Annotated in this window: 8 protein-coding genes; all 8 read right to left on the minus strand. The window is 30.9% G+C overall.

Going from position 1 to position 13056, the window contains the following annotated elements; all coding sequences use genetic code 11:
- Positions 1–345: O-methyltransferase (locus tag HBE96_RS04220; RefSeq protein WP_206154828.1), on the minus strand; the 345-nt coding region annotated here is incomplete at its 3' end.
- Between the two features lie 709 nt (positions 346–1054).
- Positions 1055–1501 carry a hypothetical protein gene (locus HBE96_RS04225; protein WP_169296516.1) on the minus strand — a complete coding sequence of 149 codons (447 nt, stop codon included), beginning with the start codon at positions 1499–1501 and terminating at the stop codon, positions 1055–1057.
- Positions 1502–1971: 470 nt separating this feature from the next.
- Positions 1972–3642, minus strand: a complete 1671-nt coding sequence (locus HBE96_RS04230; RefSeq protein ID WP_169296517.1) for a ribonuclease J — start codon at positions 3640–3642, stop codon at positions 1972–1974.
- Positions 3643–4443: 801 nt separating this feature from the next.
- A complete protein-coding gene (gene yqeB, locus HBE96_RS04235) occupies positions 4444–5286 on the minus strand; it encodes a selenium-dependent molybdenum cofactor biosynthesis protein YqeB (protein ID WP_169296518.1) in 843 nt (280 codons plus the stop codon).
- A gap of 76 nt (positions 5287–5362) precedes the next feature.
- Positions 5363–6691, minus strand: coding sequence for a uracil-xanthine permease family protein (locus HBE96_RS04240; RefSeq protein ID WP_169296519.1), 1329 nt, complete (start codon positions 6689–6691; stop codon positions 5363–5365).
- A gap of 285 nt (positions 6692–6976) precedes the next feature.
- The gene (locus HBE96_RS04245; protein ID WP_169296520.1) at positions 6977–8149 is read right to left on the minus strand and encodes a M20 family metallopeptidase; all 1173 of its coding nucleotides are present in this window, start codon (positions 8147–8149) and stop codon (positions 6977–6979) included.
- A gap of 84 nt (positions 8150–8233) precedes the next feature.
- Positions 8234–11230, minus strand: coding sequence for a putative selenate reductase subunit YgfK (ygfK, locus tag HBE96_RS04250; protein WP_169296521.1), 2997 nt, complete (start codon positions 11228–11230; stop codon positions 8234–8236).
- A gap of 16 nt (positions 11231–11246) precedes the next feature.
- Positions 11247–12581, minus strand: coding sequence for a putative aminohydrolase SsnA (gene ssnA / locus HBE96_RS04255; protein ID WP_169296522.1), 1335 nt, complete (start codon positions 12579–12581; stop codon positions 11247–11249).
- Positions 12582–13056 lie beyond the last annotated feature (475 nt).

Below are 13056 nucleotides of genomic sequence, written 5' to 3' on the forward strand. Positions count from 1 at the left end.
ACTTGCATCTCCTAATATTAGCTCCACAACTTCAGACAACCCTGACAATTCAATATTTCTTTTTGTTATTTCATATAAATCTTTCCTATATTCAACTGATATGAGTCTTCCTCCAGTTTCCTTTAAATCTTGTGCTATCCATACTGTAGAATACCCAAGACATGTACCAAATTCCAATACTCTTTTCGCATTGTTTGACCTTATTAATAAACCTAAAAGTTTTCCAGCTTCAATCCCTACACATGGTTGGATACCACTCATTTCCTCATCTTGTTTCATAATTTCATTTATTTGTTTATTGTCAATAGTAATAAAACTTTCAATATACTCCGTTATTTTATTCATAAAACCACCTTATAATTAACATTTTTATTTAGTTCCAATAGCGCGCTATATTCAAACACTTTTTAAATATGTTTGATTTATTACAAACATAATAACATATTGTTTGAAGATATTCAATTGTTAAATTCAATTTTTTGTATTTAAATAACTTTTCATACTGAATGTTATAAATCTAAATGTAAGTCACTTTTACTCCTCAACACCGCATTATTTGATTTTCAAAGAACATTGTTCGTATCTTTATATCCAAAAGTTACGTCGTAAAATTTTCATTATTCGTCATAAATTTATTCAATACAACCTTTTCTAATTTGCACTATATCTTACTATCGTCCATTCGATTATAATTTTGAATAGCACTTATTATAACATAACTTACAAAATATAACATATGATATGTATTTGATTCCTATTTTTTAAATCTTTTAGAATCAAGAATTTATGTATTTTGAAATGAGATTTTATACTACTGAATTGAAATTAACTTTATTATATTAGAACCTCAGGCTGCGCCTTAGGTTATGATTAGAATAAATAACTTAAAATATATAGCTAAAAAATAATTATTACAAGAGCTACGCTATTAAGATAAATGGATAATAGTATATATGTAGACTGAAGTAAGAAGAAACGTTAAGCTGTATGAAGATTGATATATGCTGTGCAGGAACACTCACTTCATTAAGAAGTTCTAATTATAATTTAATTCCTATAACGAAATGATATTATTTCTTGAATCTTCAAGCATTTTATCAGCTATCTGTTCTGGTTCTCCATTAAGCATTACATAGTGTAAAATATCACTTAATGATAAACTTTTATGTAAAAGTTCAGTATAGTATTCAGCTTCTACATCTTCCCCATTTTCAAAATGACTTTTTATAATACCTATCATTTCCATAATTTCATTTTTACTTAAGTCAAGAATGCATGGAGGATTAGGAGTTAATGCTTGTTTTGAAATTATATCCAATGATGTCCACCCCCAATATTCAGCAAACTCAATTCCAGTGTACTTCTTGTCTGTAATAAGATTAAGTTCTAACAATTCATTATGATAATCCTCTGTACCATTTTCAGCAATAAAATCAATTAGCCTACTAACATATGCTATTTTACTTTCATCAATTTCAGGAAATTTCAATTCTTTTCTCATACATTCTTCCTCCACTAAATTACTATTTATAACACATTAAATGAGTATCCTTTGTATCGCAATTTATTATTATTGTTCATTCGATTATAATTTTGAAATTAAATTTATTATATTAGAACATCAGGCTCCACCTTAATTTTTAAAATTAAAATTATAAAATTATCAATATTACTGCATACAACTAAAGTTATTAGTTTGGATTTTAACTTTTATGTAGTGATATAGGGTAAGTGTTTCATCACATTAGCTAAATTGTTTCTTATTATTCTTAGCGAAAAGTTTGTGAAAGCCTTAGAACTTTAGTCTTGTTTGAGAGAACCGAGTTTGACAAAGTTCTTAGGCTTTCACAAATTTTGAGCTTTAGAATAATTAGAAACATTTAGCAGTGATGAAACACTTACCCTATATCATGAAGTAAAAGTTAAAATCCAAACTTCCACTATACTTTAAGTTGCGTCGCACTATGCTTATTATATTTCCATAATCACTGGCAAAATAATAGGTCTTCTTCTTGTTTTATTATATAAAAATCCTCCTAAGGAATATCTTATATTAGATTTTATTGTAAACCAGTCTTTAACTTTACTTTCCAAGCATTTATCTATCTCTACTTTTACTACTTCTCTTGCTGCACTTATTAAATCTCCAGATTCCTTCATATAAACAAATCCTCTTGTAATAATATCCGGTCCTGAAAGTATAGTAAATGATGCTTTATCTATTGTCACTACTACTGTTAATATACCATCCTGTGACAAATGTTTTCTATCTCTAAGTACTATATTTCCTACATCACCAATACCAAGCCCATCTATCATAACTCCCCCACAAGTAACTTTGGCTGCTTTTTTAGCACTATTTCTAGTTAATTCTAATACCTGACCCGTTTCTAAAACGAAAATGTTTTTAGAATCCATTCCTAGATCTTCCGCTAATAATGAATGTCTTCTAAGATGTCTATATTCCCCATGAACAGGCATAAAAAACTTGGGTTTAATCAAGGTATGCATCAATTTTAGCTCTTCCTGACAGGCATGACCTGAAACATGAACTTCTTCTAATGCATTATAAATTACTTCTGCTCCCTTCTTAAAAAGCTCATCTATAAGTTTAGATATAAGCTTTTCATTTCCAGGAATTGGTGAAGCAGAAATGATTATTAAATCACCTTTTGCAATGCTAATTTTTTTATGGTTTGAATATGCAATTCTTGAAAGTGCAGCCATTGGTTCTCCTTGGCTTCCTGTAGTTATAATAGTTACCTTATCAGAAGGATATTTATCAATATCATCCACACTTATAAGTTGATCTTTTGGTAACTCCATATAACCTAATTCCATAGCTATGGTAGATATTTTCTCCATACTTCTTCCACTAAATGCAACTTTTCTTCCATAAAACAAAGATGAATTAATAATCTGTTGAATTCTATTAATATTTGATGCGAAGGATGCAACAATTACCCTGCCCTTTGCATGACTAAAAATTTTTGTTAAATTTTCACCTATTACTCTCTCTGAGACTGTATAACCTGGACGTTCAACATTTGTACTGTCTGCCATTAATAATAGTACTCTTTGATTTCCTAGCTTTGCAAAGCGTTGAAGATTTATTACTTTTCCATCTATAGGAGTATAGTCTATTTTAAAATCTCCAGTATGAACTATAACCCCTTCTGGAGTACGTATAGCTAGTGCACAGGCATCTGAAATGCTGTGACAAGTCCTTATAAATTCTACTTTAAAACGTTCAGTTTTAACTTCTTCCCCTAATTTAACCTCATTAAGAGTACAGTTAGAAAGCATATTATGTTCTTCCAACTTACTTTTTACTAATCCTAAAGTCAATCTTGCGCCATAAACTGGTACATTTATTTCTTTCAACACATATGGTAGGGCACCTATATGATCTTCATGTCCATGAGTTAAGAAAAATCCTTTTACCTTTTCTTTATTATTTAACAAATATGTTATATCTGGTATAACCAAATCAACACCATACATTTCTGCATCTGGAAAAGCTAACCCACAGTCAATGACAATTATTTCATCATCATATTCTATAGCCGTTATGTTTTTTCCGATTTCCCCTAAACCTCCTAAAGGAATAACTCTTACTTTATTTTTATTTTTTACTGCCATGTAAATCTCCTATCTGGTAAAGAAGCTAACCCTATTTAAAGACTCTTTACCCTTAAATTTTTATTATAATTTGTAAAGTTTTTAACTTAAAACCCGATTAACAGTATCACTAAAATGAAAAACTTCTCTATAAACAATTTTCTCTATACAGTCCATTAATAATTATCAAAGTCCCCATCCCCTGACTTCTTAGTTTCATTTTTGCATAAACTAAAAACAAATATTCAATGTTGTAAAAGAGTAAAATTTAATTTAGTGTTACTATACCAATAATAAATTGCATTTTGTATTAATATATAACCTTATTTTTTCTTTAACAGTATTTACTACTATAATAAAATCGTCCTTAGTATATACTAACCACTTTCATTATAGAATAATGAAACCTCCTTTTTATTGTTTCCTGTATATGAAAAAACTTGAATAAATATAACTTTACTACTTTAATAATTGCAGAAATTTATATTCATTCAGCTTCTTTCATAATTATTAATTAGCCTTACATAAATTAATTACAACAAATAAAATAAAGATCTTCTTAGTAAGTATAATTATAACAAAAAATTATACTGAAAAACAATTCAAATCTAATATTCATGTATTCTTTAAGAAAAAATTATATATGTTTAATAAACCTAACTACACATAATAGAAGTAATGGCTGCTTTTTACACCAATTGCTGCTATTACTGTGTAGACAAATAATTAATATATGTAAAAAATGGTGGAAGAATTATTTCCCCCACCATCATATTAATAGTTATACTCCATTATTAGTTAAAATATAATTTAATTCAATATTTAAAAAATACATTGCTTCTTTCCTAAAGAAATGGAATTACTATTTCTTTTATTCATAAAGTAAAGTATACCTTCTAATACGCCTCCGCCAACAGCTCTTGCCTTATCAGACACACTAAAACAGTTATCAACATTAGCTCTAGGATCAACATCTGCCATTTTCATATTTTCAGAAACATAATATTTTTCTTGAATCATTCCCCTAACTACACCACTAATTTTTGCCTTTACTTCAACGTTATCTACTAAAGCAACTGTTTCACCGCTTTCAACAATAGATCCAATATCTTTAATTATTTTCACTTCTCCAACTTTAGGTGATTTTATTACCCTTTCAATACCATACCCACATATATTTCCCGGGATTCCTGTATCTACCTCAGCAGAACCATTCAAAATTACTCTTCCTAAATCGTGACCTCGTCTAGTTTCAACAACAGCATCTACATCTTCTCCTGCTATAAATCCTGGTCCAACTCCAATAACAACGTTGGCCATGTCAATGGTAGTTCCTAAATTCTTTTTTGCTAGTATAGCATCTACTAATATATATAGTTTATTATCCTTAAAACTATTGAGATTCTCATCTACAATAACAGGAATTACATTCTTCTTTATAACCATCAACGCTTCATTAATATTTTTAACTTTCCTGCCACAAATCCCTTCAACAAAAACTGCACCATCATAAACTGCCTGAGCAAATGATACTTTTCTTCTTATTACGGAAGGTTTACTTACTTCTAGAATCAATACTTTAAATCCAGCATTAAATAGTCTGCATGCAATTCCACTAGCTATATCCCCTCCGCCTCTTATTACTACTAAATCTTTATCTAACATATTATCGACCCTCTCTAATTAATTCCTGCAGAAGAACTATTGAAGCTGTTTTATTTTTCTAAATATCATTTTCAAGCTATGCAGCTTCTTCGTTAGCACTAATTTTTTTATCTCTAGGCAATATTATATTTAATAATATTGCAAGGGCAGCAGCAATTGCAACTCCTGAACCCTGGAAAAGCATTTTTATAAGTGGATTAAAATTCTTAACTGCACCTGGCACAAGAGCAAAACCTACACCTATTCCTAAAGCTACTGCAAGAATTGTAGCATTTCTACCCTGCAGTGGTACTTCAGTAACTTGATTAATTCCACTTACAACCATCATACTAAACATAACAACAGCTGCACCACCTAAAACACTTGATGGCATTACTGCAATAACAGCTCCTATTTTAGGAAACAAACCGCAGATTACAAGGAATATTGCTCCTGTAGCAACTGTAAATCTATTTACAATCTTTGTCATAGTTATTATTCCTACATTTTGTCCATAAGAAGTAGTTGGAAGTACATTAAAGAATGCTGCAAATATTGAACCTACACCATCTGCTATTACAGAACCTGAAATTTCTCTATCTGTAGCAGCTCTTCCAATACCACCAGCAGCTATACCACATACATTACCTACTGTTTCAACAGTAGAAACAATATAAATTACGCAAATTGACAATATAGCATCTAAATGGAACTCAAAACCAAATTTAAGTGGCATTGGGAATGAAAACCAACCTGCTGTTCCTACAGATGCAAAACTTATTTTACCCATCATTAGAGCAACTATATAACCTACAATAAGTCCTACAAGAATTGATGATTTACTTAAAATTCCCTTTGTAAAGTACTGCACTGCAACTATAGTTATCAATACTATAGTACCTAAAAGTAAATTCTGCATTGATCCAAAATCCTTTGCACCAGCACCGCCAGCAAAGTAATTCATTCCTGTTCCGATAAGTGATAACCCAATAGCTAACAAAACTATACCAGTAACAATTGGTGGAAAAAACTTTCTTATATGTTTAAGAAAAAATCCTAAAAATATTTGAAAAATACCTCCAACTAATGCAGCTCCAAGTACACCTGGAAGTCCATATTTTGAAGCTATAGAAAGACATACCGCAAGAAATCCAAAACTTGTACCCATAATAATTGGAAGTCTTGCACCAATTGGTCCTAAAGGGAAAGCTTGAATCAATGATACAATACCTGCAACAAACATAGCACATTGAATAAGAAACGCCTTCTGTTCTACTGGAAGCTTCAATGCGCCAGATATTATAATAACCGGAGTGACATTACCCACAAACATAGCAAGTACGTGCTGCAATCCTAATGGAATTGCTGTTTTAATAGGTGGTATTCCATCAAGCTGATAAATTACTGAATCCTTTTGTTTATTCATAATTATTCCTCCTTAGTATAAGTATGTAGTTTAATACTTTCAATAAGCATAATCCTGTAAATAGTTGTCTTTTAATAGATAATACATGTTTTTTGAAAACGTTTTATAATTATTTAAAAAATGAAGTGATGTAATTAATTGGAACTTTATCATCACTTTTACAAAAATCGTTTTCATACTTGTCAATACTTTAACAAACTCACTTCTTGAATACATTTTATCACGTTCAAAATACTAAATCAATATAATATCAAAAAAAATTTTTTAGTTCTAAATAAAATTTAGTTACCTTTTCAACATTATATTATAATATAATTTACAACCTTGAATTAATTTTTCAATGGATACACACTCGTTCTCTTTATGTGCAGCGCTTAATTCCCCTGGACCAACAATAATGCATTCTACTCCCTTTTTTCTAAAAATAGAGCCATCTGTAGTTCCAGCAAAAAAAGTTGTCTTAAAAGTAATATTAAGATCATCATAAATTTTCTTTATTTTAGAAAGAAATGATGATTCCATAGGAAGTTTCCATCCCTCTCTCTGATCAATAATATCAATAACTGCATCATATCCGGGATTTTGCTTCTTTAAAGAATCTATTATGTTTCTCATTTCCATCCATACATCTTCTGTTCTATGATCAGGTACTAATCTTGCATCTACTTTTAATACAAGCTCATCTGGAACAACACAGGGTTCTACGGCTGCATTTATACTTATAGGTTGCCAAAATGAACTCCCATAAGAAGTATTTTCATATTTTTGAAAACTAGTTTCCTGCATTTTATTCATAAGCTTTCTTGCGAATTCAATCGCATTAAATCCTTTTCCCTGAGAACCGTGTCCTGTTTTTCCTGTAATGCATATATTAGCATAGGTTCTCCCCTTACCTGCAGTACATATTTCAAGTCCTGTTGGCTCACAAACTACAAGCAATTCAATTGTACTAAGAAAATGTTCATTCAAAAGAGCTTTTGATCCCTTCATACTATCTTCTTCATCTACTGTTGCAATCAAATATATATCATTGGGAGGCATAACACCCTTTTTTACTATATTTGACATAGCAACCATAGCACTAGCTAAACCACCCTTCATATCTGATGAACCTCTTCCATAGATAAATCCATCTTTTACCTCACCAGAAAAAGGTAGTATATTCCAACGTCTATATTCTTTCTCACTAACAGGAACTACATCCATATGTCCTGTAAATGCTATAGAAGATTTACTATCTTTACCAGGAATTTTAGCCACAACATCAAATCTTCCTTTTTCTACAGGAAAGATTTTAGTTTCTATAGATGCTTCATTGAAAAAGTTCACCAAATATTTTCCAACTTCTTCTTCAAATCCTGGTGGATTAGTGCTCTCTAATTTTACAAGATCACTAGTAATATTTATCACACTTTCAAAATCAGAATCTGATAAATACCACATACTTTTTTCATTCATTTTTATTCCTTCTTTATGTAAGTTTTAAAAAGTACCTTGCAAACATATCTAACTTGCTGCAAGGTACCTTTAGCTCATTATGTTTTATTTCATTAACAGATAACTATAATTTTTACAAACAGACAACATTAAATCCTTTATTCCTTTAGGAACATCACATGAAGAATCTTTTAGACTCAATTCATATACTTTTCCTCCAAGACGTACTTTAACATTTAAAGCTGCCTCATCCATTAACACAAATCCTTGATTTTCACTGTTTTTAAAATCTGCTTCATTAGCAAATAAAGTAAACTTATCTTTGTATGGAGCACTGCCGTATGGACAGAAAACTAAGCAGTTACCACATTCATTACACATATAATCTACATGGACTATCTGTGGCATTTTACTTCCAGCTACCTTAACAGCTACATTGGCTCTGTTAGGACAGACATCAGTACATGACTCACAAATGTGATTACATTCAAGGCAACGATTAGCTTCACCTTTCACGTCTTTTGAGTGTACTAAGATACCTTTTTTATTAGCTGCATCATTTATGTCGCTTTCAACAGTAATTTCTGCTCTAGCATCTAATCCAAGAATTGAATTAACTGCCTTTGTAGCGTTGCTAATAGCTAAAACTACAGTTGCTGGTCCTTTTGCACCATCTCCTACAACATAAACATTTTCCATAGAAGTTTTCATAGTATCAAAATCTACTACAGGACATCCATTCTCTGTTACATTAAGTCCTAAAGCTTTATAATAATCACTATTTATTTTTTCACCAAGAGATGCTACTACTAAATCAACATCAAGTACAACTTCCTCTTCTGTTACTACAGGTTTCTGTCTACCTGAAGCATCTACTTCTCCAAGAATAACTTTATGACATGTAAGTTTTCCAGCCTTGTGAGCTGCAGGTGCCAATAATTCTTTGAACTCAACTCCGTCCTTTAACGCAAGCTCTAATTCTTCTTCGTCTGCTGGCATATTTTTAATATCACGACGATATACTATATAAACATTTTCTACTCCATGAAGTCTCTTAGCTGCTCTTGCTGCATCCATTGCTGTATTTCCTGCACCAATAATAGCAACATTTTTTCCTGCTTTTACTGTTTCAGGAGCTTTTCTACATGCTCCTAAGAATTCAATAGCATTTACTTCATTATCACACTGTATTCCAAGAGGTCTTCCATTATAAGCTCCTACAGCAAGAATAACATTGTCATAACCAGCTGATTTTAATTCTTCTAAACTTTCTACTTTATGATTTACCTCAAATTTTGCACCCATTTTAGCTGCTAATTCGATGTCTTTATCAATGGACTCTTTTGAAATACGGAAAGCTGGTATTACATTCTTTACAAGTCCACCAAGCTCTGCTTCCTTTTCAAATACAGTAACCTTTGCTCCTTCTCTTGCAAGAAGATAAGCACTTGCAATTCCTGCAGGGCCTCCACCAACGACTGCAACTTTCTTGTTTTTATATTTATCAGAAGACTTAACTTCTTTTATTAATTCATCAAAAGCTTTCTTTGCTGCTTCTAATTTAGCACTTCTAATATTTACAGATTCTTCATAGAAGTTACGAGTACATTTATTCATACAAGTATGATTACATATAGTACCTGTTATAAATGGAAGAGGATTCTTATCAGTTATAACCTGAAGTGCTTCTTTGTATTTTCCCTCTCCTACAAGCTTAATATATGCAGGAATGTCCTGGTTAATTGGACACTGCTCACTACATGGAGCTACAAAACAATCTAAAAGTGGAACCTGCTTCTTCATTTTTCTTGAAGGTAATGGTTTTATAGCTTTTAAATGATGCTTGTCTTGTTTAATCTCTTCTATTAATTTTGCAAGACCGTCAACACATACACCTTCAAATGGCTTGTATTCCATCTCTTCTAATTTATTTGCTATTTGATTTCCTCTCTGATATCCACCAGATTTTAGGAATGTAGTTGCCATAGTTATTGGCCATATGCCAACATTAAATATCTTATCTATATTAAAGTAATCTGCTCCTCCTGAATATGAAATACGAAGTTTTCCATTAAATGCTTTGCTCAATTTATACGCAACTGATAAAGAAAGCGCACATAAAGAACGTCCAGACATATACATTTCTTCACTTGGAAGCTCATTTCTAGTTACATCAACAGGGAATGTATTTGTGATTTTAACACCAAATTCAACTCCTAGTCCACCAGCTTTTTTCTGCAATCTTTCAATCATTGGTACAGCATCTTCAAACTGTAAATCATCTTTAAAATGGAAATCTCCAAATACTACATAGTTGTATCCCATTTCGTCCATAATAGATCTTGCTGCTTCATAACCTAATAATGTAGGATTACATTTTACATATGTGTTCAACTTCTTTTCTTCTAATAAGTAAGAAGCAATTCTTTCAATTTCCTGTGGAGGACATCCGTGTAATGTTGAAACTGTTACTGAATTACATACTGTAGAAGGTATGCTTTCAATAAATTTCTTGTCCACATTTTTGAACTTATCAACATTTGAAGTAAGATATTCCATACATTCTTTCCATACAGGAGTGTTCTTTGCATCTTTCATATTGTCAATGAAAGTATTAACTTTTTCAGATTTGATACCAGCTAAATCATAACCAACACTCATGTTGAATACAAATCCATCTGCAGCTCCTATACCAAATTCTTTAGCAATAACTTTTAATGCAAACCAAGCCTTTACATATTCATCAAAAGCTTCTGGAACTCTAAGTTCAGTAGACCATTCACAGTTATAGCACTCATCTTCAGCTAAAATACATGGTTTACTTACTGGTAAATCTTCTCCATCAAGAATTTGAACAGTTTTTAATTCAAAAAATCTACTTCCTGAATAATAAGCAGCAATAATATTTTGAGCTAGTTGTGTATGTGGACCTGCTGCTGGACCAAAAGGTGTTTCAATTTTCTCACCAAAAATATTTAAAACCTTGTCCTTTTCTTTAACAAACTTTCTACGAATACCAAAAGTGCTTCCTGAAACTTTATTTTCCTCAAAAATCCAATTCATTAAATTTCCAAAAGGAATTGGTGTCATTCTATCTCCCATTTTATAAAATCCTCCTTTATCTCTTGTTAATGCTTATTCTTAATAAATCTGCTTGTTGTCTACAATCGGCCATTGCTTTTGCTTCATCTACAAATAAAAGTTCCCTATCTTTCATTAATACTTTACCATTAATCATAGTTGTAACTATTTTTGAACCATTTAGTCCGAAAAGCATATGACTATTTATATTATCGGCAGTAAGTGGTGTAAGTGGATCATAGTCTGCTACAACTATATCTGCTGCTGCACCAGCTTTTAATACCCCAAGAGGTGTATCAAAATAACGATTAGCTATTTTAACATTACCTTCAAATAACATTGCAGGTACTTCTGTCCATGCAGCGCCTGCATCACATAATGAATGTTTATGTAAAACATTAGCTACTTTATAAGATTCAAACATATCATTAGTATATCCATCTGTACCTAATCCAGTTAAAATACCACGATTGAATATTTCCATAGTTGGAGGACATCCACATGCATTTCCCATATTTGATTCTGGATTATGCACTACCATTGTATCTGTTTCTTTTAATAAAGCCATTTCCTGAGGGTTAACATATATACAATGAGCTGTAATAGTCTTTGGTCCTAAAATTCCCTGATCCATTAAACGATTTACAATACGTTTGCCATGTTTCTTTAATGAATCATGTAAATCTTCAATTCCTTCTGCTACGTGTATATGATAACCAACATTATCAGGTGTATTTTCTCTAATTAATTCGAAAGATTTATCTGATATTGTAAAGCACGCATGAAGTCCCATCATAGCTTTTGTCATATCATCCTTAAGACCTGCTGTATATTTAATAAAGTCAGCATTCTCCTTAACAGAAGCTTTCATTTTATCCTCACCATCACGGTCAGATACTTCATAACAAAGACATGTACGTACGCCTAATTCCTTTGCAGCATCTGCAATTGTAAACAAACTTCCTTCTATACTTCCAAAACTTGCATGATGGTCAAATACAGTTGTTACACCATTCTTTATGCAATCAATGTAAGTTGCAATAGCACTTTGTTTTGTTTGTTCAAGTGTAAGATGTCTATCAATGTTCCACCATAATCCATCTAGAATTTCAAGAAAACCATTTGGATTATATCCATCTATAGCTAATCCTCTTGCCATAGCACTATAAATGTGATTATGTGTGTTGATAAGTCCAGGCATAATCACTCCGCCTTTAGCATCTATAAATTCAGCATCAGGATATTCTCCCTTTAACTGTTTGTAATCTCCAACCTTTACTATAGTATTTTCTTTTACTAAAACTGCTCCTTCTTCTATTAGTGGTTGATCATTGTCTCTTGTAATAACTTTTCCATTTCCAATTAGCTTCATATTCCTACTCCTTTTCATGTTTTATTTTTAATAATTATAGTACTAATCCATTGTCTTAATCTTAATTAAAGTAAAAATTCAAGAAATAATCCTATTTAAAAAATCAAACAGAAAGTATTTTATAGTACTAATTTTGTAAACGTTTTTGAATAATGTAAAAAAAAACAATTTGTAATTTAAATGTAGATTAAAATCTGTACACTAGTGTTTCAGTTTATCGAATTGATTATTTTTGAAATTTTGTTTACTATTCTTTAAGGTTAGTTTAGCATTATAAAAATAGTCAGTCAATACAAAATCAAAAATATTTTCTTTTTACCTAAAAAATTTTTATGAGCTTCTATATATTATACAATCCCTTATATATCATACCTTTAGAATCAATAATTTTTATTTTTATCTAAAAAATTTTCTTTTTACCTAAAAAATTTTTATATTTTCTCTTGATTTATAAAATTAATGTGTTATCATGAAA

It is taken from the genome of Clostridium muellerianum (genome assembly GCF_012926525.1).
GTDB classification, from domain to species: domain Bacteria; phylum Bacillota; class Clostridia; order Clostridiales; family Clostridiaceae; genus Clostridium_AM; species Clostridium_AM muellerianum.